This is a genomic window from Chitiniphilus eburneus (genome assembly GCF_005048205.1).
In the GTDB taxonomy this organism is placed as follows: domain Bacteria; phylum Pseudomonadota; class Gammaproteobacteria; order Burkholderiales; family Chitinibacteraceae; genus Chitiniphilus; species Chitiniphilus eburneus.
Genome location: NZ_SUMF01000006.1, coordinates 54538 through 81308, shown reverse-complemented (window position 1 = coordinate 81308; position 26771 = coordinate 54538). Strand labels below are relative to the sequence as shown.

The following is a 26771-nucleotide window of genomic DNA, read 5'->3' as shown; positions in this document are numbered from 1 at the left end:
GGTGGCGTTCCGGTGCCTGGCCAGTACGATGCGGATGGCAAAGCCGATCTCGCCATCTGGAACCCGAACACCGGCACCTGGCAGATCCGCTACTCCTCAGGCCAGCCGGATTTGGTGGTGCAATGGGGAACGAGCGGCGATGTGCCGCTTGCCGGACTCTTCGTGCGTTAAGTCGCAGCGCTGGGTTAACAAACGAAACCGACCTTCTCGTTCCTGGGTGGGTGCAATCAAAGCCGCCGACTATCGAGGTCGGCGGTTTTTTTCGTTTAGCCCCTACTGGCTTCGCATCGGGCAACCCTATTTACAGCCGACTTTTCTCTCTTTTTCCATGGCGCTGGGCTGTACAAAAAAGCCACACCGCGCAAACCCGCGCCCCGCCTGAAAACCTCGCGCGCGGGCGGCCGTCGGTCGGCATAGCATACGTTTTCCGTATTGCGCTAGGTCAGACGTTTCCCCTAGTATTTGTGGCAACCGGATGCCCTGGACACAATATCTTGTGTTTGTTCACAGGCCATTCACAGCTTGTTCACATCCTTGTCCCCAGAACATCCTTAAAAAGGAGCCGTGCATGTACGCCGAGCTGGAGAGCCCCACTGGAAGCCGTATGACCGATCTCAACACCACCCATCTGCAAGACAGCCGCTACGCCGCCTACAAGACCATCCGCCGCAATGGCTCGGTGGTGTCGTTCGAACCGAGCAAGATCTCGGTTGCCGTGACCAAGGCGTTCATCGCGGTGCAGGGCAGCCATGCTGCGTCGTCTTCCGCCGTGCGCGAGCGCGTGGCCGCGCTGACCGAATCGGTGGTGAGCGCGCTGATGCGTCGCAAGCCGGAAGGTGGCGCCATCCATATCGAAGACATCCAGGACCAGGTTGAACTGGCCCTGATGCGTGGCGGCGAGCACGACGTTGCCCGCGCCTATGTGATCTACCGTGAACGCCGCGCGGCCGAACGTGCTGCCAAGGGCGAGGATCACGCCGGCGAAGCGTTGATGACGCTGAATGTGAAATACGAGGACGGCACGTCGCGCCCGCTGGATCTTGGCCGCCTGAAGGGGCTGATCGCCTCTGCCTGCAGCGGCTTCGACGGGGTGACCGACCAGGGCCTGATTCTGGCTGAAACGCTGAAGAACCTGTATGACGGCGTGCCGGCCGAGGAAGTGCGTAAATCCGCCGTGCTGTCCGCCCGTGCCCTGATCGAGCAGGAGCCCGCCTACAGTTTCGTCACCGCGCGCCTGTTGCTGAACATCCTGCGCCGCGAGGTGCTGGGTGAAGAGGCTACGCACGAAGAGATGGCCGAGCGTTATGCCGAGTATTTCCCCCGCTTCATCAAGCGCGGCATCGAAGCCGAGCTGCTGGACGAAAAGCTGGCCCAGTACGATTTGGCCCGCCTGGGCGCCGCGCTCAAGCATGACCGCGACTACCAGTTCGGTTACCTGGGCCTGCAAACGCTGTTCGACCGTTATTTCCTACACGTACACGGCGAGCGCATCGAGCTGCCGCAGGCGTTTTACATGCGCGTGGCGATGGGCCTGGCGCTGAATGAAGTGGACCGCGAAGCGCGCGCCATCGAGTTCTACAACGTGCTGTCCACCTTCGACTTCATGTCCAGCACGCCGACGCTGTTCAACTCCGGCACCCGTCGCAGCCAGCTTTCGAGCTGCTACCTGACCACGGTGGCCGACGATCTGGACGGCATCTATGAGGCGCTGAAGGAAAACGCGCTGCTGTCCAAGTACGCTGGCGGCCTGGGCAACGACTGGACCCCGGTCCGCGCGCTGGGCAGCCATATCAAGGGCACCAACGGCAAATCGCAAGGCATCGTGCCGTTCCTCAAGGTAGTGAACGATACCGCCGTGGCGGTGAACCAGGGAGGCAAGCGCAAGGGCGCGGTCTGCGCGTACCTGGAAACCTGGCACGCCGACATCGAGGAATTCCTGGAGCTGCGCAAGAACACCGGTGACGATCGCCGCCGCACCCACGACATGAACACCGCGAACTGGATTCCCGATCTGTTCATGAAGCGCGTGATGGAAGGGGGCGACTGGACGCTGCTGTCGCCCAGCGAAGCGCCGGACCTGCACGACCTGTATGGCAAGAAGTTCGAGGAAGCCTACCTGCGCTATGAGGGCAAGGCTGCACGCGGCGAGCTGCGCGTGGCCAAGAAGCTGCCGGCGCTGACGCTGTGGCGCAAGATGCTGACCATGCTGTTCGAAACCGGTCACCCTTGGTTCACCTTCAAGGACCCGTGCAACATCCGCAGCCCGCAGCAGCATGTGGGCGTGGTGCATAGCTCCAACCTGTGCACCGAAATCACGCTGAACACCAACGACAACGAAATCGCAGTCTGCAACCTGGGTTCGGTGAACCTGGTGAACCATCTGAAGGACGGCCAGCTCGATTCCGAAAAGCTGGCGCGTACCGTGAAGACGGCGATGCGCATGCTCGACAACGTCATTGACATCAACTACTACCCGGTGCGCAAGGCGCGCAATTCCAACCTGAAGCATCGCCCGGTCGGCCTGGGCATCATGGGCTTCCAGGATGCGCTGTACAGCCTGCGCACGCCGTACGCCAGTGATGCCGCCGTGGAGTTCGCCGACCAGTCGATGGAACTGATCGCCTATCACGCCTACTGGGCCAGCACCGAGCTGGCGCAGGAACGCGGTACCTACCCGAGCTTCAAGGGCAGCCTGTGGGATCGTGGCATCCTGCCGCAGGATTCGCTCAAGCTGCTGGCGGAGGAGCGCGGCGGCTACCTGGACGTGGACACCACCGAGCGCCTGGACTGGGCCGCGCTGCGTGCACGCATCGCCAGCTACGGCATGCGCAACAGTAACTGCCTGGCGATCGCGCCGACCGCCACCATCGCCAACATCGTTGGTGTTTCGGCCAGTATCGAGCCGACCTACCAGAACCTGTTCGTCAAATCGAACCTGTCTGGCGAGTTCACCGTCATCAACGAATACCTGGTGCGCGATCTGAAGGAACGCGGCCTGTGGGATGAAGTGATGATCTCGGACCTGAAGTACTTCGACGGCTCCGTGGCCCGCATCGACCGCATCCCGGAAGACCTGCGCGCGCTGTACGCCACCGCGTTCGAAATGGAACCCGCCTGGCTGGTGGAATGCGCATCGCGTCGCCAGAAATGGATCGATCAGGCGCAATCGCTGAACATCTACATGGGCGGCGCCAGCGGCAAGAAGCTGGACGAACTGTACAAGCACGCCTGGATTCGCGGCCTGAAGACCACCTACTATCTGCGTACCCTGGCCGCTACCAGCGCCGAGAAATCCACCGGGCGTGGCGGTGAGCTGAACGCGGTGCCGTCTTCCGGCGGGCTGTCCAGCGGCCCGGCCGCGCCGGCCCCGGTGATCGCCGCGGCGCCTCAGGTGGGGGCGGGCGATGGCGCGGCGGAAGGTGCCAAGTTTTGCAGCATCGACGATCCCGAGTGCGAAGCCTGCCAGTGACTCCTGGAGGCCGAGGTCCCCGCTGACGCCGAGTCGGCTCCGCCCCGGGCGGAGATGGCCCGGCACCGGGGACGCGCCGCCCGCTCGCTACGCCGCGTGCGTGACTGGTGGGTGGCGATGCCACGCTGGTGGCGATGGGCACCGGGGAGGGGCGGTGCCGGGTAGTGCAAAGATTTCATAACAACAAGATGGCAGGAGTAACTATGAATCGATCGCTCATCGCCTGCGCCATGGCTGCGTTGCTGGCCATGCACGCCCAGGCCGAAGACGCACCCGCCGCCGCGTCGGCATCGGCACCGGCCGAGGCGGCAGCCGAGCCCAAGGCCCCCCCGGCGCCACCAGTGGAACTGAAACGCCTGAGCGCCCCGGAAGGGCGCGCCGTGACGATCAGCAGTCTGACTTTCGATGCCCCGCCGGGCGCCAGCGACGCTTATGCGATCCTGGTCTACGAAGGGCCGGGCGGTGTGAAACAGGTGAGCGTGAAGGCGCGGGACCGCGTGGTGAACTTTGCCGGCCAGCCGCCGGGTGTGGGCAAGCTGCTGCAACTGACCGTGCCGCCGGGCCCTTACCTGATGCGCTATGTCTACGGCAGCTATCAGCCCAAGGATGCGGACAAACGCCGTGAATTCTGGATACCGCTGGGGCACCGCTACACCGTGGCGCCCAATGAGGTGGTCTACCTGGGCAATCTGCACGTGGTGCTCGACGGTACGCCGGTGGCAGTGGTCTCCGACCTGCGCGCTCGCGACTTCTACGCACTGGCGCAGCAGGATGAAATCAACGATATGAGCAACCTGCAATTGCGCTTGCCGCAACCGTCCGGCTTGCCCTATCCCTATTGAGCGAAGTGTGCCGGCTGCCAGGGCGGCCGGCACAACCTTCCGCAGCGACAGGAGTCCTATCTTTTTGCGGTCTGGCCAGGAGCAGGGTCATGCGTAGAGTCATCATCATCATCGCGGCGCTGGCATTGTCGGCCTGCGCGGCATTCCGCCCCAAGGTGGAAAACGGTCAGTTTGCCGTTCAGCCAGGGCAGGGCGCCGCGTTGATCGCCGTTACCATGACCAGCTTCGATCCCGATACCGCACAGGCCGGCGTAGTCATCAATGGCGTCGGCGGCAACATCTATGTGCAGGCACAGCAGTACACCGATTACATCCGTGCGCCCGGCGACGAACCCGATGGCAAGGGGCGCCTGTTCCTGATCAACCTGCCGGCGGGCGATTACCGCATCACCGAGGCCAACGGAAGCTGGATGCAGGAAATTGGCGGCTGGCGCTATCGCGAATACGTCACCGTGCCCCGCAACGACCCCTTCCATGTCGATGCCGGGCGGGTGGTCTACCTCGGGCAGATGCACATCAACCTGAACTACCGGCCCGATGCCCAGACCAGTGATACCCGGGCACGCGACCTGAATCACGCCCAGGTGCTGTGGGGCGTGACCGACACCCGCAACATCGATTTCCGGCCGCTCTCCAGCGCGGCCCAACCCTGACACCCTGGATCTGCCCGCGCCACCGACTCGTTGGCGCGGGCACTGAACAAGCAAGCAAAAGGATCGTTCCATGTTGAGTTTCGACGACGACATCATCACCCCCGCCGCACCGCAGCCCACCGCGCCCCAGGCCGGCGCGGCGCCGGCCGCCCCGGTTGCCGCCGCAGCCAACGGCCGCGTCAACGTGGTGGACAAGCGCATCATCAACGGCACCACCGACGTCAACCAACTGGTGCCGTTCAAGTACAAGTGGGCATGGGAAAAGTATCTGGCAACCTGCGCCAACCACTGGATGCCGCAGGAAGTGAACATGCAGCGCGACATCGAGCTGTGGAAGAACCCCAATGGCCTGACCGAAGACGAACGCCGGCTGGTGAAGCGCAACCTGGGCTTCTTCGTTACCGCCGACAGCCTGGCCGCCAACAACATCGTGCTCGGTACCTACCGCCACATCACCGCGCCCGAATGCCGCCAGTTCCTGCTGCGCCAGGCATTCGAAGAAGCCATCCACACCCACGCCTACCAGTACATCGTGGAAAGCCTGGGCCTGGACGAAGGTGAAGTGTTCAACGCCTATCACGAAGTGGCCAGCATCCGGAACAAGGATGAATTCCTCATCCCCTTCATCGACGCGCTGACCGACCCCAACTTCAAGACCGGCACGCTTGAGGCCGACCAACGCCTGCTGAAATCCGTGATCGTGTTCGCCTGCATCATGGAAGGCCTGTTCTTCTACGTGGGCTTCGTGCAGATTCTGGCGCTGGGTCGCCAGAACAAGATGACCGGCGCTGCCGAGCAGTATCAGTACATCCTTCGCGACGAATCGATGCACTGCAATTTCGGTATTGATCTGATCAACACCATCAAGCTGGAAAACCCACAACTCTGGACCGACACTTTCAAGGCCGAGATCTACGAACTCTTCAAAAAGGCGGTGGAACTGGAATACGCCTACGCCGAAGACACCATGCCGCGCGGCGTGCTGGGCCTGAACGCCAGCCAATTCAAGGAATACCTGCGCTTCATCGCCAACCGCCGCCTGCAACAGATTGGCCTGGAACCGCTATTCCCCGGCGTGACCAACCCATTTCCGTGGATGAGCGAAATGATCGATCTGAAGAAGGAAAAGAACTTCTTCGAAACCCGCGTGATCGAGTATCAGAGTGGTGGGGCGTTGAGCTGGGACTGAGCGCCGGCGTCGGGCGACAGATAATTTTTCATTTACGACGCATAATTTTTCACCCGACGACACACAATATTTCATTGTGGCATAAGAGAAAAGCCCCGCAAGTGCGGGGCTTTTCTCTTATGCAAGATTACGGCTGGTCCCAATTTGGCAGGCGAGCTTTAAGTCGCTCAATAGTATGTCGCCATTTTGGGGTGGTGGGCTTACAAACTGTATTTTTATTTCCGAAAAGCCCAATTTCATTGATGGCACTCTGACTGTCTTTTACATCTAGCCACTTTACTCGAACAAAGTATTCAGCCTTTTCTGGGTCAGTTGCCTCGGCGCGATAAATTTCTCGATGCTCAAGCACATCCAATGCGGCTTTCTCGCCTTCTGGCGTGTTGATTTTGAAATCATTCACAGATTGAATTGGTTCAATAACTCGTCCAACGCCTACATAGCCTTTTCCTGGAATTTTCACCCAGACTCGATCGCCAGGGGCGAGCAGTTTCAATGTTTGGCTATACCAAGCTCCTCCGCCAGCACTAATGAATCCGTATCGGCGAGCATCTTCCCAACTTCTGCTGCTCTCGTCACCGAAAGAAACATAAAACTCACCATTCCAAGGTTCTTTAGGGTCATTGCCTATGCCTGTTGCTGATTGCGCTGCGTTAACCTGAGTCTCGCCGGGGTCCAGCAACCAAGCCCGGCTCAGCAGTTTTTCTTCGCCAAATTGGAAGACCTGAAAGAAGAGCACATTAATTGGGATGTCGCGCGCGTTCAAATAAGTAACAATTCTTTCAGTAGATGGGTCGAGCTCTGATGCGACCAAGATAATCTGATGTGATTGATTCAAAGCCTCTTCATCTAAAGGGGTATAGAAACGCTGTAAAAAGGCCTCATCTAAACGGCCGCCGTTAGAGAATCGGCGGTATATCTGAGCTATGCGATCAGCCGTTAACTCGGAAACCCAGGAGGCATAATCAAGGGCTTGAGCTACTATTTCACGAGGTGTGCGATCCCGCTTTAGCTCTATTAAGACCAAGGAGCCATCTGGAGCAATCGCCAGCAGATCGATGCGCCCACCGTCGTTGGTGCGCTCCTGTCGTCCGATCAACATCCACTCGCTGGAGAGAATGCGCGGATCGCGCACGATCATGGCTTCGAGCTGCTGCTCGTTGTTCAGGCGAGTGGTGTTCAGCAGGGTGGGCGTCTCGCCGACGCGCCAGATGGCATGGTGGATGGGCATCGCGACTCTTTCTGTATAAGCTTCAGGCAATCAAATGGAGTAGCTGCTGGTCGTTCCGAAGCTTTACACACCATTTCGCAACCGAGGACAGTTCGGCCTTGGGACTGATGAGCGCACGCATCTGCTGGCGAATATGTTTGAGCTTCTCCTTGGCCGCTGGATTCGCTGCGAGGTCATTGCGCGCCTTTGCTTTGTTGTACTGCTCGATCAGGTTATCAACCTGCTGCCACACCTTGCGGCGCTCATCTGACAAGGCGGGGTGCTCATTGAGCTTCAGGCGCTTCACCGTCTCTTCAACGCGCTGGCGATCCCAATCCGAACAGCCCGGTCGCGGTATCGCATTGCCTTCTTCATTGAATGCGAGGAGCTGCACGTCGTCTTCGTCGATTGGGTCAATCAGATAAGGCGCTTCAGACTCTTCGCATTGCGCCGCATACGTGGAGCACATCGAACCGGTGCGCAGCGGAAACCAGCCGCCTTTCTTGCGGTTGCCCACGTTGCCGCAGGCGCGGAAATTCATGTAGTTGAAGGCTAGCCACCAGTAGCCATCGCGCTCGTCACCTTCGAGTGCCTTGGCCTGCTTCTTCGGGCGGAAGTGCTCAACATCGTAGTGCGAATACAGCTCGCGCGCTTCCGAGAACCAGCACTTGCCGTGAGACAGAGCTAGCAGCCAGGGCTTCAGCTCGGCCCAATGCCAGCTGTTTGCGTCGATCAGCGCATTGCGTGCTTCGCGCTGGCCTGCTGCTTCGAGTTCGGCAAGCTCACTCACCAATTCCTGCGAGCGTTTCAGCCAGGCATCCCACTTCTCTTGGCTCCAGGCCGTCCAACCCGGAATGTCCGTATCCGTCGGCAAGCGGTTTTCGAGGTCGATCCATATCATTGGTCGTTTTCCTCCTCGCTCAGGATCTCGTTGATGATCTGCTCGGCAATCTTGTCCTGCTCCGCAATCTCTTCCGCCGTCAGGTTCGGGCGGCGCAGCTTGCGGTGCTCGGCCAGCTTGCGCACGAACAGCGCGTAGTCCGGGTCGCGAAAATCCGCGTTGGAAAATCCAAGGTCGGCCAGCTCGGTCGACAGGCAGGTGAGCTCTGCTTCCTCATCCGCTGTGCGCGGAGATTTGACGAACAGATCGTTACGGCGCTTCAGGCGGCGCTCGGTTTCGATATCCAGTGTCGACGACAAGCCAAACAGCTCGCTCTTCAGCAGCCCTGTAACACCCATACCCTGCGGGTGAATCGCGGGCGATTCGATTTCCGTGTGCGACGCCAGTTGTTGAATGACATGCACCTGCTCGCGCTTGAGACCGCCAAGCAGGATGGGGTCGTGCGTGGTCAGCAGCACTTGCGACTCACCCGAGGCACCCAAGCCCTGCTCATCTTCCATTGCGGCCTTGATTTCATCAAACAGGCGCAGCTTCCAGATCGGGTTCATGTGCGTATCCGGCTCATCGAGCAGGAACAGGCAGTGGTCATCACGCGTGATGCGCATCAGGCCCAGCACGGTGAGCATCTGCAGCTCGCCTTCCGAGAGCTGAGTGAAGCTGACCTTGCCACCTTGGTCGTCCTTTTTCTTCACCGTAATGCGCACTTCCTCGATCAGGTCGCCGATGTAGGCGCCTTCGGCGTAGCGGAAGAATCTGTCGGTGCCGCCCACCAGCTCGCCCAATTGCTTGAGCTTGGCCTGGTTGGGCACGTAGAGGTAGAGCTGGCGTTGCTTCTCGGTGCGGCCACGGAAGTCGATTTGCTTCTTCACCTCCTGCGCAATTGGTGCCCAGGCCACTTGCCACAGCTTGTCGAGAAACTCGCTCACCACATTGCCGCGCGCATACCAGAAGCGCGGATCACCTTCGTTGAGCTCGTTCTCTTCAAACTTGCTCCCCAGTCGTTTTTCGCGCAGCTTGTGCGGCTCTTTCAGCACAAACAGGGCAGACTCCAGCGATTCGATGTGCAGATTCTTCAATACCTTCTGGAACACCGGGTCTTCTGCAACGAATAGCAGGCAAGCCAGCAGAACCAGTTGGCTATGTCCGCCGCGGCAATAGAAAAGCCGACGCAAACGATCATCACCAATCTTGGCTAGTCGGGTTTCCCGCTGGCGTTCAGATGCACTCAACCAGCGTGCTTTTTCATTTTGCAGGGGAGCAAGAGCCTGCAAAATTTCTTGCGACTCGATGCGTTGCTCTTCTGTCAGGTTTTCTTCTTTAAAGACACGCAGTCTGGCTTCAAGCTTGGCGATCTCTTTATCGGCGGGAAACTCTTCAAGTCGTCGGCGTGAAATCACCTCGTCTGTTGTGATCTCTTGTCGTTCATTGAAGCGCCGTAGATGCTCTTGAAATAGAAGCTCGACCCGTTCATTGCGTCCGGAGTAGTAGGCAAACACATGACTCGGCAGCAGACGTGGGCCGCGACGCTCGTCCTTGCTGTCAGGATCATTCTTGTTCAGGTACTCCTGTTTGACCTGCTCTCCATCAACCCAAACGTACGGAAGCCGCTGTTTTTGGGTGTCCGCCTGAATGCGCACGATATGTCCGCGAATCTCATATTCCAGCGTGTAATCCAATGGTTGCTTGTCGAGCGTCTCGCTGGGCAGGTTCAAATCGATATTGCGAAAGATGGTGATCAGCGCTTCGATCAGGTTGGACTTGCCCGTGCCGTTCTGGCCGATCAGCGCATGGCTGCGGATGGGCCGGGACGCCTCATTCGGGCGGCCCGGCGTGGCCTCCAGTTGCGTCGCGAACGTCAGCTCGGCATTACGCAGATTGCGGAATCGTGGGATCGAGAGATAGCGCAGTTGCATCAGGCCTCCGCACGCTCCGAGGGTTTCTCACGCACTTCAGCCACCGCAGGCTCCTCGATCCAGCCGTGCGCCACCTCGATTTTCAGCTGCGTGTAGAAGGCGTCGATCTCCAGCGTGGAGCGTTGCCACAGGTCTTGGGTCGCAAGTTCGCCTTTGTGCCTGGCGAGGATACCGGCCAGCGGCGCTTGGTCCTTAATGCTGGGCGTTTGGCCCAGACGCAGCCTAGAAATCAATTCGGTTTGTGGGACTTTCACTGCTTCCTCCTCTGTCACCAGATCGATACCTGTCAAAGACGCAACCGTCGCTTGAGCCAACAAAGAACCTATCTGTTGCCGCCGTACGATGAGCTTGCGCCACTCAACGCACAGCTGTGTCAGCTCGGAGAGCCTGTTCAATATCGCCCGCTGCTCTGCTATAGGCGGAATCGGCAGAGGGAAACTGCGCAACTGCGTCATGTTGATCGATGCAAGATTGGTGGTCTGCTTCGATGCTCCGGCGAAGTAGTCCCGCCCGATACCTGAGTTGAAAACCAACTCGACCCATTCGTTGAGCAGCAGGTCGCTAGGCACACGCGCCTTGAAAACATGATTCTGGTGCAGACAGTCATCAATGCTTCCAGGCCAGATTGCGGTACGGCCTACTTTGTCCCAGTCACCGCCCTCGGTTATCAGGAGGTCGCCCTTGGCAACTTTGTACTTCTCAAGCTCGTTCTTGGCGATCTGGATCGTCTTCAGTTCGTCGAGTTTGAAGTAACCCCGCTGCACATTCGCGACGGACAAGTATTGGCGGATAAGCGTCTCACGCCCGCGCAGATCGCGCCCCTTGGTCACTCCACCGATCACAATGGCCACTTCGTCAAATGCCACTGTCACCCAATGCGGCGGATAACTTGTTTCCGGCTCTGCCATCGCGACAAGCTTTTGCTTACGCATCAATCCTGACGCGTTGTACTGGTTGCGCAAGGCTTGGCAATCGCTTTTGATTCTTTCGATATCGAGGTCCTGCGCCATGCTCTTAGCCAACAAGCCGCGTACCGCAAGATTCTTGAGTTCTGCGATGGCTTCGTCGACATCCTCCGGCGCGCTGAACAAGCGGCCGAAGTTCACTTCCAGCCGTGCCCAACTCGCTTGCAGTTCGTGCGGGCTTTGGGCTTTGGCGACGGCTTGCAGGGTGGCTTCGCGCAGGGTGTTCTGTAGCTTGCAGCGTTTCTGCTGCTCGTCCTCCAGCTTGTCGCACAGCGCCATCAGCTCATCGACTTTGGTGACGATGCGAAGTTGCTCCTCGAAAGGTGGCAATACCGCTGGCAAGGCCAAGAGCTGGTCTTGCTTGATGCCGGAAACAGTCGTACCAGTTCCCCTGATTTTTCTCGTCCTGTAGAGAATCAGGAAATAGTCTGGACTCACCTCTGGCGGCAACTCCAACGCTTTCAGATCTTGGTTAATCGCCATAGCTACGCGGTTGATAGCGACCTTGCCCAACCCCATACGCGTGCAGACAATGACCCGGCCGGGCTGGATGAGATTCGAAGAACTGTTCTTTAGTCCTTCCTCAGTTATGTGATCTTCCGTGTCATCAAGAAACTTGTGTTCCTTCATGTCTTTGACACTGGCCCAAGGAATATCACCGCCCCAGTATGTAGAATGCGTTTTTGATGGTGTCCCACCTCCAGTGATAGTCAAAGCGAGATCACCTAAACGGCAAATGGCCCAATGCGGTGGCACCTTGAATTCGGCACGCGAGATTGGTGCCTGTTTGGCGATTACCTTTTTTCGCTCAGGATGAGCTTGCTTCTGAGCTTCAATAGTGGCGATTAAGGGCAAAGCGTCGATCGGCGATTCGGTTCGAATCAAGTCTCCGGATACGGCCAGATGCAACACCAACTCCCGCAACTGCGCCATCCCTCCCGGCGCATTCGCGATATGCCCGAACTCGGCCAGAAATTGTTGCGTGTCCATTAAGCGTCCTCCCCGCTGCGGTTGTCGAGCCGCACACGCGAGTGCGCAATGGCTTCGTGCAGCTTGGCTTGCAGCACTTCCTTGGGTGGCAGGGCGGTGAGGTATTCGGCGACGTGGATGCCGCTGGCGCCGAGCTCCAGCAGTTCGATCTGTTCCTGCTTTTTGCCGCTGCACAGGATGATGCCCAGCGGCGGCGCTTCGCCGAGCGCTTGCTCGTGTTTGGCGAGCTCCTGGGCGAGCAGGGCGTCGGACTGGCGCGAGAGGGCTGTGCGCTCGAAGAGCCGGGAGTCGAGCCGCTCTTGCAGGGTGCGGGTGCTCCAGCCTTCTTGCTGACACATCTGCAGGTAGAAGTCGCGCTTGAGCGGGTCGTCGATGTAGATGAGGGCCTTGAAGTGCGTCCAGCTCAATTGTCTCTGCGCTGCGGAGACAATCGCCGCGTCGGGAAAGGCCTCGGCAAAGCGCAGCATGTGGCGCAGATTTTTCTCGGAGAAGCCCCGGCCGTAGTCAGCCTCCAATTGTCTCGATACTGCAGAGGCAATCTGCTCGCCGTAGGTGGCACGCTCGCCTTCAAGCAGTTCGCGGCGGATGCGTTGGCCGATGTGCCAGTACAGCACGGTGAGCGCGCTGTTGACGACGCTGGCGAGCTGCTGGCGGCCTTGCTCGATGAGGCTGCGGATATCGCACAGCAACTCGTTTTGCGCCATGCGTTCGACGATGGCTGGCGGTTCTTTGGGTACTTTAGATGCTTTGTGGCTGGGGCTCATTCTTCTGCGGCCTCCACCGTGAAGTGGTGCGCCAGCGCGGCAGCCAGTTCGCTTTTGAGCTGGTTCTCGGTTTCCTCGATCTGGCCGAGCAGGGTTCTGTATTTTTCCAGCAGCACGTCGGGGTCGTGGGTTTCTTCTTCGGCTGCGTAGGGGTTCTTGCCGTAGTAATCGAGGTTGTAGATGGGCCAGTAGATGCGGTCGCCGGCGGACTGGGCGTCGCGGGCTTGCAGGCGCAGGCCTTCGATCTGCGGCCGCAGCATGTCAATTTCGTCTTCCACCGGGCGGCGCTGGGCTTGATCGACGATACCCTTGATGGACTCGCGCAGATCACGTACGCGATTTTCGAGCGCACTGGCTTCGTTGTTCAGCTGCTCTGCGCGCTGCCAATGCGGTTGCGCTGCGGCGACGGCCTGTTTACGCGCCTTGCCAAACTCGTACTTCCAGGCTTTCTTGTCGGTGATCTCGGCGTCGGCATCGTAGGCTTCGCGCGCTGCGAAGTTATCAGCTTCACTACCCCACCACTCCTTGATAGGCGCGAACTCTTCGAGCTGGATAGGCTTGGTCTTGGAATAGCTCTTGTAGCCCTTGGGGTAACGGTGCTCGTAGAACCAGATGGTGTCGGTGTGGAAGTGATCGCCGTCACCATCAACCGCTGCACCCTTGGTGAAGAAGAGCAGATTGGTCTTGATGGTGGTGTAGGGCGCGAACACGCCCTTGGGTAGGCGGATGATGGTGTGCAGATTGCAGTCGCGCAGCAGCATCTCTTTGAGCGTGCCCTTGATGCCCTCGCCAAACAGGAAACCGTCGGGCAGCACGACCGCTGCACGGCCGTTTTCGTGCAGGAGCTTTTTGATGATCAGCGCCATGAACATGTCGGCGGTTTCGCGCGTGCGCAAGTTCGCCGGGTAGTCGCTGCCCACACCATCATCTTCGTAGCCGCCGAAAGGCGGGTTGGTGATGAGACACATCACTTTTTCGTGCGCGCCCCAGTCGTTCCAGGGGCGACCGAGGGTGTTGCGATGCTCGATCTGGCTGGGCACGTCGATGCCGTGCAGCAGCATGTTGGTGGTGCACAGCAGGTGGGGAAGCTGCTTTTTCTCGAAGCCACGAATCAGCGTTTCGATTTTCTTCTTGTCGTTGGCTTTGGATTTGGTGCTGATCTGTTTGGCGAAGTGGTCGATAGCTGCTGTGAGAAAGCCGCCCGTGCCGCAGGCCGGGTCCAGCACTTTTTCGTTGGCATCGAGTCGCGGATTGACGCGTTCGACCATGAACTGCGTGATGGCGCGTGGCGTGTAGAACTCTCCCGCGTTGCCCGCGCCGCGCAGATCGTTAAGCAGCTGCTCGTACACGTCGCCAAGTTGCGCGCGCTCCCTGAAGTCGTCGAAGTGAATGGCCTCTTCAAGTTTTTCGATCACGGCGAGCAACTGAGTGCCGGACTTCATGTAGTTGTTGGCGTCTTCAAAGACGCTGCGGATCACCGCATGTTGAGCGCCTTTGGTGGCGTCCAAGTCTTTGAGCTGGGGGAAAAGCCGGTTGTTGACGAAGCTGATGATCTCGCTGCCCGCGATCTGTGGCTGCTTCTTGCCGTCTTTGCCCGGCACATACTCTGCCCAGTTTCGCCAACGAAATTCTTCGGGCAAGGGCGATGTGTATTGCTTGCGCTGGTCTTTGGCGTCGTCTTCCCACTCGCGTTCGCGCTGATCGAAGACCTTGAGGAAGAGCATCCAGGTGAGCTGACCAAGGCGCTGGGCGTCGCCGTCGACGCCATCGTCCTTGCGCATAATGTCCTGAATGGATTTGATCGTGCTGCTGAGATTCATTGCTTACTTTTCTGCGTGTGTGGGCGGAGCCAAGTGCTCAGGCCTGTTTTTGTTCGGGTGCGTCGTAGAGCGCTTGCTCCAGCTCCTGCACCGCTTGAGTGTATTGCTCGATGCTGCCGAAGATACCGCGACGAATCTGCGTTTTGCTGCCGAATTGGTCGAAGGGGGGGAGCTCTAGCACCTTGGCGTCTTCAATATCTTGCACGCCGTGGTCGGCGAATTTATCAAGCAGCGCTTCGAGCACAGCCCGGGCTTGCTCACCATATTTGCCGAACACATCGCGTTTCTTGACGTTGTTTGCTCGTTCGCGGCGGGTGAGCGGTTTTTGGTCAAAGGCGACGTGAGCGACTAGATCAAACACATCTAACTCGCTGCCATTGGCCACGGCCTGTTGGAGGATTTCGAGCGGCACACCGTGTTCGGCAAGCTCTTCTAATATGGCCTGCTTGCGCTCGGCGCTATTCCAGCGGCGCAGGAAGTCGGTCATGGTACCGAACTCGGCCTGTAGCGTTTTCTTGATGTCGTCCTTGAGCAGGACTCGGTAGTCCTCGGTGATGAGTTTGCCATCGGCATCCAGATACTGAGATCGCTCGACCGCTACGCGCACATTGACATCGTCGATCACGTATTTGATGCGGCCTTCACCACCCCCGCCGCCACCTCCCGCATCGCCGCCGGGTGATGTGTCATCACCACCGGTCGGTACCGGGTCATAAGGTGGCGGCTCGGGTTCGCCAGTGTCTGGCACTTCGGGAGTTTCCGGCGGCACCACAGGGTCGTCGGGCTTGGGTTCGTAAATCATCACGGGTTCGCCGTCGAAGTCGGGATCAGCGAACAGGCGCGTTGCGCCCTTAAAATCCATGATGGTGAAATAAAGCTTCTGATAATCCTCGCGCAGGCGGGTGCCGCGGCCGATGATCTGCTTGAACTCTGTCATCGAGTTGATGTTCTGGTCCAACACGATGAGCTTGCAGGTCTTGGCATCCACGCCGGTGGTTAGCAGCTTGGAGGTGGTGGCGATGACTGGATAGAGCTCGTCGTTGTCGATGAAGTAGGAGAGCTGCGCCTTACCTTCGTTATCGTCGCCGGTAATACGCATCACATAGCGGCGGTTGCTTGCGGCCGCGGGAATTAGCTTCACAAGCTCCTGCCGCATGCGCTCAGCATGATCCTGGTCATCGCAGAAAACGATAGTCTTAGCCTTCGGATCAGTAGCCTTGAGGTATTCCCATACCTTGCTGGCAACTAGCTTGGTGCGCTTTTCCAGAACAAGGTTGCGATCAAAGTCTTTGGTGTTGTACTGGCGCTGTTCCACTACCTGCCCAAGCTTGTCGACCTTGCCCTTCGTCGGTGTGTAGCCGACGGCGTCGACATCAGTGGCGATGCGAATGACCTTGTACGGGGCGAGGAAACCGTCCTCGATGCCTTGCTTGAGCGAATATGTGTAAACCGGATCACCAAAGTAGTTGATATTGCTGACATCCTTGGTTTCTTTGGGCGTTGCCGTTAGACCCAAGTGAGTGGCGCTGCTGAAGTATTCCAGGACGTCACGCCACGCGGAATCATCAGCGGCGCTGCCACGATGGCACTCATCGATGACTACCAGGTCGAAAAAATCTGCGGGAAACTGGCGATATATTTGCTTCCACTCTTCTCGGCCGGTTACGGCCTGATAGAGAGCCAGATAGATTTCGTAGTTTTTCTTGACCTCACGATTGGTGACTTTGTGCATCACCTCACCGAATGGCGCAAAGTCTTGCTGCATGGTCTGGTCAACCAAGATGTTGCGGTCAGCCAAAAACAGTACGCGCTTTTTTGCCTTGGCTTTCCACAGTCGCCAAATGATCTGGAAAGCGGTATAGGTTTTACCAGTGCCGGTAGCCATTACGAGCAACACACGTTGCTGGCCTTTAGCGATGGCCTCAATAGCGCGATTGATGGCGACACGCTGGTAATAACGCGGCTCCTTACCGCTACCGTCGGCGTAAAACGGCTGCTCGATGAGTTTTACGGCCGTGGGTTCGGCAAGACCTTTCCATTGCTGATAAAGCGGCCAGAGATCGTCGAGCGTGGGGAACTCGGTCAGTGAGAGCTCACGTTCGACTGGCTGAGTTAGTCCGGTGCGGTCGTGCAGCAGGAAACCGTTGCCATTGCTGCTGATAGCAAAGGGGGCATCAAGCATCTCGGCATAAGCCAGCGCTTGCTGCATGCCGTGGCCCATGGAAAATTTGGCCTGCTTAGCTTCGACTACTGCGATCGGGATGTTGGGGCGTGCGTAGAGGACGAAGTCAGCTCGTTTCGGACCTCCCTTAGCGTCAGGGTTTTTGACCCGCGCTGCGAGCTTGCCCCGCACCATGACCCGGCCGTCGGTGAGGTTTACCTCTTCACGAAACTGGTGCTGTTGCCACCCGGCTTGCTGAATGGCCGGCGTGATGAACTTAGTGCAAATGTCGCGTTCGCTGAGCAGCGTCTTGTCCACTTACTCCCCCGACTTGTCATCATCTGCGCCGCCATCGCGGACCCACTTATCCACTTCGGATAACTGAAATTTCCACAACCGGCCAATCTTGTGTGCAGGCAGTGCTCGCTTTTCACGCCAGCGGTACACGGTGTCCTTAACGACGCCCAGATGTTGCGCAACGTCTTCTGCGGTGACCCACGGTTCAGATGTCATTGTGGCAAATCCACGTGATGTGCTTAAGTCGTCCTAAATCGTGTTCAGTATAAGAAAAATCCCATGATCGGATAAGTAGTATGTCGCATTTGTTGCCTATCCTCCCCTTGGATATGGCATCGCTTTTATGTACTGCATCAGCCACTTGGCGGCATTCTGCATGTTAGGAATCAGCCACTGAAGATATGCAAAAGGTGCACTTTCTCGCGGTTTGAACAAATCGCATAACGACAAAAATCTAACAAGATCAGGCACTTGAGCAAGTGTTGGCGCTGCGGTAGGTTTCGGGATGGCCTTCGTAACCTATGAGTGTGCACATGCTTCGGACTGCGACCGACGTACTTGAAGAGTTCCGCCTGCGCGGCATCTCCGTGGCGCAGTGGGCGCGTCACAACGGTTTTAACCCGACCTTGGTCTACCAAGTTTTACGAGAAAAGCATGTCCCGACACGGGGACAGAGCCACCGTATTGCCGTCGCGTTGGGAATGAAGAAGGGCTTTTTAGAACAGGACCTGAGCCTGATGAACCAGGTTGCTCAGTAAGGGGACACGACAAGAAGCAGATCAAACACTGAACTAAACCCATAAACACAAACGGACCCTTTCGGGTCCGTCTGCGGTTGCGGTATCTGAAGACACTACAACGGGGTGGCACCTGAAGTGTCTTCCGAACGCAGCCCGTCGTCAAGTCACGCCCGTACTTCGGGCGGGGCGCGCTGATGCACGTCCTCCAGATGCCTTGTCTGGCCGTGCTTTGGCGCGTTTTCTTCGGGAGACACCATGCTTTTGCAGCACGGTGCTGGCATACCTTGCCAGCAGTTACTTCACGCCTCGGACGAGGCTGTCCGGCCCATTCTGGCCCAGATTGATGCCGCATTCCGGCATTCCCCCTCCGTCGCCAATACCCTGCATGGAGTGCGGCGTATCCACCAAGGTGCACGAGGTCGGAGCACCTCGCTGTTCCCCAGCCGCAAATCGGGCGGTGCGATTCCGCTCGAAAGCAAGCTGGAGCTGGCCTACGCGGTCGTGCTGGAACGCTCGCCAGCGGTACTGCGCTATCGCACCCAGGCAGTTCACATCGCATTACCGGCCGGCCAATCGGCTTTCCCCGATTTTCTGGTTGAGTTGATGGATGGTTGCTTTGAGCTGCACGAGGTGAAGCCATCGATAGCCCACCTATCCCGAGCGTATCTGGACCGGTGTGAGCTGATCCGCAGCGTGTTGCAACCAGCGCAGGTGCCTTTTCGGCTGGTCGATACGGCGCAACTGCCAAATCGGAAGCACTTGGAATGGCTGTTGCAGCGCTACGTGCGCGGGCATCTCCAGGTGTGGACGGGTGCCCAAGTCCAGTTGGGTGCAGAAGTGCTGGCTGCATTTCAGCCGGCCTCGCTTGCCCAGGCCCATCGCCATCTCACCCAAGCCGGATTTTCGGCGCAGTTGGCGGATTACTTGGCCTTCCATCGTCACTGGCACGCGCCGGAGGAAGTCGAGCTGGAGGGCATGCTATGACCGCCACTGTCATCGACCCTCAGGTCGGCCTGCGCTTCGAGTTACATGGTGCCGAGTTTGAAGTCGTCTTCGTGGCCCGAGGCATGGTGCGCTATGCGGCCACGGCAGGTGGTCGCCAGCACAAGATGCCTCTCGCTGATTTCGCCGAGCTTGTGCGCACTCACAAGATCGCGGTGAAGAGTGAGTCGGCGCGGCGTACCGTCCACGAGCACAACGCGCCGGCATTGGTTCGCAAGCATCGCTATGTGGAGGCGGTCCTGCGTCAACTGCCACATCCGACAGCGCGCAAAGCCCTCAATGCCGTGATCCAACAGGTTGCTGCTGAGCTGAATGATCCGGCCCCACCGACCGACAGGGCAGTCATTTATTGGCTCCGCGCCTTTGAGTTGCGCGGCGAACAAGGTTTGCTCAGGAAGAGAGGCTCGGGCAACTACGCCTTGCAGTTTGATCCCGAGGTCGAGCTGCTCATCAATGAGGCAATACAGCAGATTTACCTCAAGCCTGAGCGCTCCAGTGCCGTCGATATTCGCAGCTATGTGGTCGGCAAATTGGCTGAGTCGGGTCTGTGCTCTGCATTCCACAACGACATTCGCGTACCGACGTTGCGCTCGATTCAGCGCCGGCTCAAGCAGCTTGACCCCTATGTCGTCGCCCGCGCTCAACGTGGTGAGCTTGCCGCGAACCGGATAGCCCGTGCGGCAGGCAGAACGCGGCGAGCGGGCGCGCTGCTATCCGTGGTCGAGATGGATACGCACTTTTTGGACATCCAGGTCGTCGATCCAGATACGGGCGAGGTGTTGGGGCGGCCGTACCTGACTTGCCTGTTTGATGTGTGCACACGCGCCGTGGTGGGTATGCACATCAGCCTTTACCCGCCGAGCGCTGCGACGGCCTTGGCCGCGCTGTGCGACATGTTGACCCGGCCGAATCGCGGCCTGCCGGGCGGTGTTGCCATCCTCATCATTCCAGACAACGGCATCGAGTTTAAAAACAGCGCATTCATCAGGGTGTGTGAAGCGCTGGCCATCATCATTTCGCCAGCACAAATCAGAGACCCGAACGGCAAGGCGCACATCGAGCGCTTCTTCTACATCCTGACCCGAGGGTTGGTGCAGAAGCTGGCGGGGACGACCTTCTCAAACCCGGTTGCACGGGGTGACTACGACTCGGCCAAGCACGCTTGCCTGACGCTGAACCAAGTGGCTGACCTGATCGAACAATGGGTCAATGAGGTGTATCACCAGACCGTCCATAGCCGCACTGGGCGGGCACCGATTCTGGCTTGGGAAGAACTGGCCAAGGAGATCGCGCCCCTCTCGCTGTCGGCTGAGGATGTCGATGCCCTGGCACGCCGCCCGGTGATGCGGACCATTCAGCATGGCCGCGTGCAGGTCGATGGCATTGAATACTTTTCGCATGCGCTAGCGACGTTGCAGGCCCAAGGCATCGACCGGGTGACCGTGCTGGTCAACGATCTGAATCTGCACACTGTGTTGATTCAGCATCCCACCGAAAAAGACACTTTCATCCTCGCCGAATCGACCGATCCGGAATACACGGTTGGGCTCGATTGCTACATGCACGCCGAGTCGATGCGCATCAAAAAGTCGTTCTCACAGGCCGATCTCAAAAAGCTTGGCCTTAACGCGAATGCCCTGGCTCGCGCTCGATTGCTGGAGGACATCCGTAGCGCCAGCCAAATCGGCAAAAAGCGCCTGCGCAAGCTCACCAATGGCCAGGGGCGCGAGGCCAATGCGCTGCAACAACAGACTCATATGGCAGAAGCAAAACCAAGCCGTCCAGCTATGGCAGCGCCCAGTCCCGTCATCGCAACGCCCGCATTGCCCAGCCCCGAGACCGCCCACCTCGTTGTAGCGGACACAACTGATGTGCCGTATACCGCGTTTGAGCTGGAGTGGTGAGCATGCAAACCGTCACCACACTCCAACGCGTTGCGCTGCTCGATAAGGTTGTTGTCCCCCATCCGGCTTGGGAACGGGCTATGCAGGGCGTTCAGGACTGCGTCGCAAAATCCGAGGTCTATCGCGAGCCGGTGGGCAGCCTGCTTTTGGCCGACGGCGGCATGGGCAAAACCACGGTCTGCCGGGCCATTCTGGCGCAGATGCCCCACACGACCAAAGTCGAACAGCGGCTGGAAAAGACCCTTATCCCGGCCTTTTATGCGGAGGTGCCGTCGCCGGCCACCGTCAAAAGTGTCGCCGCCAGTTTGCTGGCCAAACTGAACGACCCCAGCCCGCAGGCTGGGAATACCGGCCAGATGACCCAACGCCTCTGCAAGCTGCTGGCTGAGTGTGAAACGAAGCTGGTGCTTCTGGATGAGTTTCACCATCTGTTCGATATCCGTAAAACAGGCGCGAGGGTCAACACGAACGTTTGCAACTGGATCAAGTCCGTGGTCAATCAAACCAGGGTGACATTTTGCTTGGTCGGCTTGCCTCAGTTCGCGCCAATCCTTGCGTGCGACAGCCAGCTTGCGCGACGTTTTCCACTGGAATTTTCGCTACCACCCCTACGGGTTGGGACGACAGCCGAACCTGGGGCGTTGCTGCTCTTCCTCGCCCAGATCAAGCACACCCTGCTGCACAAGCTGCAATTTCAAGCTGTGCCGCATCTGGATCGGCACGATATTGCCCTGCAAATCTATGCCGCAACGGGCGGCTCCCCGGCGTTCGTCATGGCCCTGGTCAAGGAGGCCGTGCGCTTTGCACTGGACGCGCAATCCAACCGGCTCACGCTGGAGGATTTTGTCTTGGCTTGGGATGCCGGCGTCACGGCGAAAGCCAGTCTGAGCCGGGACAATCCGTTCAAGGGTTCACCGGCGACGCTTGCAGCCGTGCTGCGGGAGGGTAGATGAAAATTCACCCCATCCCGGTTCGACCGCTTCCCTACGAAGACGAGTCGCCGGCCAGCCTGCTGATCCGTGCCGCTGAGGCCAACGGCCATGCTTCGGTCTATCAGTTGCTCTCGCAAATCTGCACTGTCTCCGGCGAGGAGGCGTTGATCGCACACTGGGCTGATCCCAAACGGTATCGCCAGTTAGTGCAGGCCCTTGGGCTTGGCGAGCAGGCAGCTGATTTGGCTTGGCTGCGCGCCGGGCCTACCTCGCGTAGCCCAAGACTGTTCAGGTCGCTACCCGTCACGGATTCGCTGTTCGTGCTCGACGGCACCCGATTCTGCCCGCTGTGCTTGGGTGAATCGCCGTATTGGCGGCGGCAATGGTCCATCTTGCCCTTCGCCGGCTGCATTGCTCACCGTTGCCTGCTGTTGGACCGGTGTATGGCTTGCGGCAAAGGCTTGAGTCCCGGCCGTGGCTGCTTGCGACGCTGCAATCACTGCCAAGCATCGCTGACCACGATGAAGGCCGCTCGGATCAAGCCATTCCCCTTGTTTGCCCTGGAATCGCTGTTTGAACAGAACAACGCTGCTGCGGTCGCCAGTGTGCTGAGTTTCTGGGAAGCGTTGCGCCAGTTCGACGGCCGGGGCGACGCACCGCAAGTGGCATTTGACCAGCTTGTGATGGCGGTCGCCTGGTTCAGCGACAGTCCTACCGTCGTTGACCAGCTTGCGGATCAATTAGCCCAAGACAAGACAACGCATCCTCGCATCCGGATGCTGCCTTTTTTGACGGCGGATCCGGCCATCGCCGAGTGGGCAGAGCAGGTATTGGATAGGGTGTCGGGCGCGGAATGGCAACACACCCCCGGTCGATCTGTCACAGGGGCGCTGACCAAGCGGGAAGTGTGCGCCGTGCTGCGCGTCTCAACGGCGGAACTGGCGACCCTGATCCGAACTGGCGCGCTGCCCTGGCCGGCTGCAGGTGGGCGACAACCCAAAATTCCGCTCGGCCAGATCGAGGCCTATTTGGATCGCCAACGCGTATCCGATGTTCAGCCGGATGTTCGAAGCGATCAAAGCGAGCCCGTTGCCGACGACGGCTGGCTTGATGTGACCATGCTGGGATCGCGCTGGCAGGTGCACCCGGAGGTGATCCGCTCACTGATTGCGGCGAAATGGCTCCCTGGCCGGAATCGCACCGTTAACCGCTGCCGCAAGATGATGGTCTCACTCGATGAGACCAGTACCTTCGAGCAGCAGTTTGCGTTGGTCGGCACCTTGGCGCGGGAGTGGGGTGTCAATGCCACCAATCTCGCGGAGAAACTTAAAAGCCTGGGTATCAAAGCCATCGCTGGCCCCGGCATTGATCGGGTGCTCACTTCGCTGTTCAAGCGAGCCGATGTGGCTGGCGTAAACGCGGAGATGCTGCAGGCCATTACGCAATACCCCACCCGTACCGGCCGCAAGCGTAAAGCAGACCATCAGTGCAAAGCCCAATCCGACGGGATCGCGACGGCAGAGGTCGCGGAGCTGCTAGGGATCAGTATCCAACAGGTCGCGGTACTGCTGCGACGCGGGGTGTTAAAGCGGACGGCGAAGATCCATCGTCCAGCCCGTGTCGAGCGGGATTCCTACTGGAAGCTCGCGCGGACCCTGCAGCGTGATGATCTGCTGTCTATCGATGCCGCAGCCGAGCTCCTCGGCGTGGGTGTGCCGCGGTTCCGGTCGAACTGGGTCATCACCGGCATCATCAAGGTGATCGATCTGGGCATTTGGCGTTTCGTGACCCGCGACGATGTCGAGACGGTGAGGCAGCTGCGCGGGCGGTATTTCACGGCGACAGAAGCTGGACGGATGCTGGGCATGCACCGCACGCACATGCTCAACCTGGAGAAGCAGGGGCTGGTGCAACCACTGCGGTTCGGTAAGAACAGGCAGTTACGTCTCTATGAGCGTGACGCGGTACGCGAGCTGGTGCGGCAAGAGCGAGCGGCTCCTGATGGCCGGGCAGAGAAATCCTCTCCGGAAAAACCTACGCCGCTCCCGAAAAACCGGCACGACTGGCTGCCATTACCCGATGAGGACGCTGTAAACGGCGGACCACCGCGTTTGACGTGGGAGTCATTCTGGGAGGGAAAGCTGGAGGGCTGGGAGGAAGTCGAGCCCGCAGTGCAAGCTGCTGAAGCTAGACCTGCCACCAAGCCAGCTGGGTCATGAACTGATGCGGCGGTGTATTCAGCGCATGCAACCAGTCAGCCAGCTCAACCACGTCCAGACGGCGGTCGAGGTTTTCCACCTTGGCGACATAGGACTGCGGCTTGTCGAGCAGATCGGCAAGCTGGGTCTGGGTCGTGCCGCGCGACTCCCGCAGCGCAATAAGCTGCTCGATAAACTGCCGGTAGCGCGGATCGTGGATGGACTTCATCCACGCATGGGATCATTCAGTCTAAAATATCCCAAAATAGGATATTTGGACGATTTGACCCCAGGAGGATGAGGTATGGCTTTCCATCGCATCGGCGATTCGGTTTACTCCGACGAGGAGCTGCGCGCGCATAACGAATCCACCATGAACATCCTGGTGCCGGCCGTGGTGACGGCAATCGGCATCTATTTCCTACATGGCTGGCTCAGCCCGATGGCGTACTTCATGGTGCACACCACAACAGCCAAGGTGATTTATCTGCTGTCCGGGCTGATTCTGTTCTGCCTCGGCTACACCTTCCGCAAGTTGATCGTGGCTTTGGTGGCCCTGCTAGTGGTGGTGGGGATTTTCTTTTTGATGGGCGCAATCGTCTGGCAATGGCTGAGCGCATAAATGCAATCGCCAGAAGAAGAGGGGGCTGAATGTGATCTTGGTGATCGACCTGGAAGCAACATGCAGTAACGATGGGGCGATACCGCCGCATGCGATGGAGATCATCGAGATCGGTGCGTGCTGCGCCGACGCGAATGGCCGCGTCATTGACCAGTTCCAGTCCTTCGTGCGCCCCATAGAACGCCCGGTGCTCACGGAGTTCTGCACTCATCTGACCGGTATCCGGCAGCAGGACATCGATGCCGCGCCGACCTTTGCCGAGATCAGCGAGACGTTGCAGGCATTTGTTTTGCGACACGCCCAAGCCGAATCGGTGTGGATGAGCTGGGGAGCCTATGATCGCAAGCAGATCGATCTTGAGATCGCCCGTCATGGCATCCCCAACCCAATTGCCTTGCCGCACATTAATGCCAAAAAGCAGTTCACCAAGCTTCAGCGCGTGGGCAAGGAAGTCGGCATGTCGCGCGCGCTGACGATCTGCGGGCTGGAGTTAGAAGGCGCGCATCATCGCGCCTTGGACGATGCACTCAACATCGCCCGAATGCTGCCGTGGATCACCGGCGACCGATTACTCAGCGATGAGAGAAAGCCAGTATGGCGACCGTACTGAAGCCCATTCGGGCGGTAGTGTTCGATGTCTATGGCACCCTGGCGGAAATTCGGGATCGCCGTGCTCCATTCAAGCGGCTGCTACGCTATGCCGAGGAACAGGGACGGAAGCCGCAGGCTGATGATGCCGCGCTGGTCATGGCACAGCGTGGCGGTCTCCCAGAGGTGGCGGCCCGACTCGGCGTTTCCCTGCCGGAAGCGTTGTATCAGCTGTTGGAAGCTGACCTGCAGGCTGAGCTATCGAGCATTCGATTGTTCGATGACGTCAACGGCACCTTGGCGACGCTGCGTGACCGTGGACTCAAGCTTGCGCTGTGCTCAAACCTCGCAGAGCCTTACGCTGCGCCAATCGTGGCTCAGCTTGACCGACCTCTCGACTGCTACGCATGGAGCTTTAATGTAGGGGCGATCAAGCCTGATCCAAGAATCTATGCCTATGTGGTGCAGCAGCTGGGCTGTGCAGCTGAAGAGGCGCTTTTTGTGGGGGATTCAGTCGAGGCAGATTTTGCCGGGCCTACGCGGATAGGTATGCAAGCCCGGCTAATTGAACGCGGGAAGCCGCAGGCGCTTCAAGTGATGACCGAGGGACTCACGGGTTAATCCAAATAATATGGGAAAGCCTGCAAGTTTGTAGCGTAGAAGTTGCTGGGGCCGGTTTGTGCTTGGTGCCAGCGCGGGAAAAGCCGGCATTGTCAGAACCACGCCGGTTACGATAGCTGACTTTTAGCCTAGAACGGTCACAAACAGTTGCTGAGCGGCCGGATTCCCGGTTGGCTCCCCATCAAATTTAGCCTTCAGATAGAACACCATGGATTTCCGTACTTTCAGGATAAGCTCCATGCGATCTGGAGGCATCCGATACTCCGCCGCAATTGCCTGGCGCTGACCAGGCTCAAGACTTGGATTGGGCATGATCAACACGTCGACCATGGTATTCCAGTCATGATCCGCGCTACTGCTGACTTTTGAATCCCTCGTACCACGGGTCTCGATAATTCGGCCCAACACAAAATCTCGAAAATCATTGCGGATATGGCAATAAGCCCTCACATGCCAGCGTTCGTCATCGGAGGCAAAAGCGTGGGGTGCCAACCAGCGCCATTTTGACTGCTCGCCGGTCATGGATTGGTACCTCACTTCTACATCCTGGCGCTCCCTGGTGGCTGAGACCATCACCTGGAGCACCGATGGTGCTGCCACCCTTGCCGGCAATGGCCAGGTCGCCAATGGCACGGATTTCGACGCCATATGACTGAAGTCATCGATGGAAGTTGGTGAGATCAATGACGGCTTGAAATGGGGGAGCGGTACGTACCGTTTGAGGGACTTCCGGTACTCCATCGCGTTAGGAAAGCGCTCCATATAGGCTTTGAAATCCTTGGCAGCCTGAATCGGGTTGATCCCGAACTCTTCGATCAGATCTGCGCGCTTGAGCTCACCACGCCAGAAAAGGCAGCGCTCAATGTGCTGCATTCTCTTCAATACAGTGGTCGACCATTCCTTGTCGTCCGGGATGGCCTTCGGCGTTTTCTTGATAGTCACTGACGGGGGTCCTGCCCCTGATCCCCGAGGCGCGGTGTGCTTGTCGCGTTG

Annotated in this window: 22 protein-coding genes; 12 read left to right on the top strand and 10 right to left on the bottom strand. The window is 58.7% G+C overall.

The genetic code is table 11. The features are described from left to right. Window positions 1-604: 604 nt before the first annotated feature. The 4 genes from FAZ21_RS08130 to FAZ21_RS08115 all read left to right on the top strand — a co-directional run bounded on the left by FAZ21_RS08130 (window position 605) and on the right by FAZ21_RS08115 (window position 6153). A complete protein-coding gene (locus tag FAZ21_RS08130) occupies window positions 605-3469 on the top strand; it encodes a ribonucleoside-diphosphate reductase subunit alpha (RefSeq protein WP_136772775.1) in 2865 nt (954 codons plus the stop codon). A 203-nt stretch (window positions 3470-3672) separates the two neighbouring features. Next, window positions 3673-4311 (top strand): hypothetical protein, encoded by a 639-nt coding sequence (locus tag FAZ21_RS08125; RefSeq protein WP_136772773.1) that lies wholly within the window; start codon window positions 3673-3675, stop codon window positions 4309-4311. Between the two features lie 89 nt (window positions 4312-4400). Next, window positions 4401-4964, top strand: coding sequence for a hypothetical protein (locus FAZ21_RS08120; protein ID WP_136772771.1), 564 nt, complete (start codon window positions 4401-4403; stop codon window positions 4962-4964). Window positions 4965-5034: 70 nt separating this feature from the next. Next, on the top strand, window positions 5035-6153 hold the full coding sequence (locus tag FAZ21_RS08115; RefSeq protein WP_136772765.1) for a ribonucleotide-diphosphate reductase subunit beta: 1119 nt from the start codon (window positions 5035-5037) through the stop codon (window positions 6151-6153). Window positions 6154-6280: 127 nt separating this feature from the next. On the opposite strand, the gene FAZ21_RS08110 is transcribed toward FAZ21_RS08115, so the two are convergent. The 8 genes from FAZ21_RS08110 to FAZ21_RS08075 are packed head-to-tail and all read right to left on the bottom strand — an operon-like array spanning window position 6281 to window position 17387. Beyond that, window positions 6281-7381 (bottom strand): endonuclease NucS domain-containing protein, encoded by a 1101-nt coding sequence (locus FAZ21_RS08110; RefSeq protein WP_136772764.1) that lies wholly within the window; start codon window positions 7379-7381, stop codon window positions 6281-6283. Window positions 7382-7403: 22 nt separating this feature from the next. Next, window positions 7404-8261, bottom strand: a complete 858-nt coding sequence (locus tag FAZ21_RS08105; protein WP_136772763.1) for an HNH endonuclease family protein — start codon at window positions 8259-8261, stop codon at window positions 7404-7406. Further along, window positions 8258-10174, bottom strand: coding sequence for an AAA family ATPase (locus tag FAZ21_RS08100; RefSeq protein WP_136772762.1), 1917 nt, complete (start codon window positions 10172-10174; stop codon window positions 8258-8260). The genes FAZ21_RS08105 and FAZ21_RS08100 overlap by 4 nt, the downstream gene beginning before the upstream one ends. Next, complete coding sequence (locus tag FAZ21_RS08095) at window positions 10174-12129, bottom strand: restriction endonuclease subunit S (protein ID WP_136772761.1); 1956 nt, start codon at window positions 12127-12129, stop codon at window positions 10174-10176. The genes FAZ21_RS08100 and FAZ21_RS08095 overlap by 1 nt, the downstream gene beginning before the upstream one ends. After that, window positions 12129-12893 carry a DUF1016 N-terminal domain-containing protein gene (locus tag FAZ21_RS08090; protein ID WP_136772760.1) on the bottom strand — a complete coding sequence of 255 codons (765 nt, stop codon included), beginning with the start codon at window positions 12891-12893 and terminating at the stop codon, window positions 12129-12131. The genes FAZ21_RS08095 and FAZ21_RS08090 overlap by 1 nt, the downstream gene beginning before the upstream one ends. Continuing rightward, window positions 12890-14713, bottom strand: coding sequence for a type I restriction-modification system subunit M (locus FAZ21_RS08085; protein WP_136772759.1), 1824 nt, complete (start codon window positions 14711-14713; stop codon window positions 12890-12892). The genes FAZ21_RS08090 and FAZ21_RS08085 overlap by 4 nt, the downstream gene beginning before the upstream one ends. Before the next feature lie 37 nt (window positions 14714-14750). Beyond that, window positions 14751-17192 (bottom strand): EcoAI/FtnUII family type I restriction enzme subunit R, encoded by a 2442-nt coding sequence (gene hsdR / locus FAZ21_RS08080; protein ID WP_136772758.1) that lies wholly within the window; start codon window positions 17190-17192, stop codon window positions 14751-14753. Next, a complete protein-coding gene (locus tag FAZ21_RS08075) occupies window positions 17193-17387 on the bottom strand; it encodes a helix-turn-helix domain-containing protein (RefSeq protein ID WP_136772757.1) in 195 nt (64 codons plus the stop codon). A gap of 317 nt (window positions 17388-17704) precedes the next feature. Between FAZ21_RS08075 and FAZ21_RS08070 the strand changes: the two genes are divergently transcribed. The 5 genes from FAZ21_RS08070 (at window position 17705) to FAZ21_RS08050 (ending at window position 23968) form a co-directional block, all read left to right on the top strand. Further along, entirely contained in the window at window positions 17705-17929 is a 225-nt protein-coding gene (locus FAZ21_RS08070) for a DNA-binding protein (RefSeq protein WP_136772756.1), read from the top strand. Window positions 17930-18166: 237 nt separating this feature from the next. Continuing rightward, window positions 18167-18895: a hypothetical protein gene (locus FAZ21_RS08065; RefSeq protein WP_211243410.1), complete on the top strand. Its 729-nt coding sequence runs from the start codon at window positions 18167-18169 to the stop codon at window positions 18893-18895. Then, entirely contained in the window at window positions 18892-20817 is a 1926-nt protein-coding gene (locus FAZ21_RS08060; protein WP_136772755.1) for a TnsB C-terminal domain-containing protein, read from the top strand. Before FAZ21_RS08065 ends, FAZ21_RS08060 begins: the two co-directional genes overlap by 4 nt. Window positions 20818-20819: 2 nt before the next feature. Further along, window positions 20820-21770, top strand: coding sequence for a TniB family NTP-binding protein (locus FAZ21_RS08055; protein WP_136772754.1), 951 nt, complete (start codon window positions 20820-20822; stop codon window positions 21768-21770). Beyond that, window positions 21767-23968 (top strand): TniQ family protein, encoded by a 2202-nt coding sequence (locus FAZ21_RS08050; RefSeq protein ID WP_136772753.1) that lies wholly within the window; start codon window positions 21767-21769, stop codon window positions 23966-23968. Before FAZ21_RS08055 ends, FAZ21_RS08050 begins: the two co-directional genes overlap by 4 nt. Here FAZ21_RS08050 and FAZ21_RS08045 read toward each other — a convergent pair. Beyond that, window positions 23937-24176: a helix-turn-helix domain-containing protein gene (locus tag FAZ21_RS08045; RefSeq protein ID WP_136772752.1), complete on the bottom strand. Its 240-nt coding sequence runs from the start codon at window positions 24174-24176 to the stop codon at window positions 23937-23939. The two genes, FAZ21_RS08050 and FAZ21_RS08045, sit on opposite strands and share 32 nt — an antisense overlap. A gap of 75 nt (window positions 24177-24251) precedes the next feature. Between FAZ21_RS08045 and FAZ21_RS08040 the strand changes: the two genes are divergently transcribed. Genes FAZ21_RS08040 through FAZ21_RS08030 form a run of 3 tightly spaced genes read left to right on the top strand, consistent with a single transcriptional unit; the run spans window position 24252 to window position 25778 of the window. Continuing rightward, window positions 24252-24569 (top strand): hypothetical protein, encoded by a 318-nt coding sequence (locus tag FAZ21_RS08040; RefSeq protein ID WP_136772751.1) that lies wholly within the window; start codon window positions 24252-24254, stop codon window positions 24567-24569. 40 nt (window positions 24570-24609) lie between these two features. Next, a complete protein-coding gene (locus FAZ21_RS08035; protein ID WP_246038557.1) occupies window positions 24610-25179 on the top strand; it encodes a 3'-5' exonuclease in 570 nt (189 codons plus the stop codon). Then, window positions 25164-25778, top strand: coding sequence for an HAD family hydrolase (locus tag FAZ21_RS08030; RefSeq protein WP_136772749.1), 615 nt, complete (start codon window positions 25164-25166; stop codon window positions 25776-25778). The genes FAZ21_RS08035 and FAZ21_RS08030 overlap by 16 nt, the downstream gene beginning before the upstream one ends. Window positions 25779-25901: 123 nt before the next feature. Here FAZ21_RS08030 and FAZ21_RS08025 read toward each other — a convergent pair whose 3' ends face one another. Continuing rightward, complete coding sequence (locus FAZ21_RS08025; protein WP_211243409.1) at window positions 25902-26720, bottom strand: BrxR family helix-turn-helix transcriptional regulator; 819 nt, start codon at window positions 26718-26720, stop codon at window positions 25902-25904. Window positions 26721-26771: the final 51 nt, after the last annotated feature.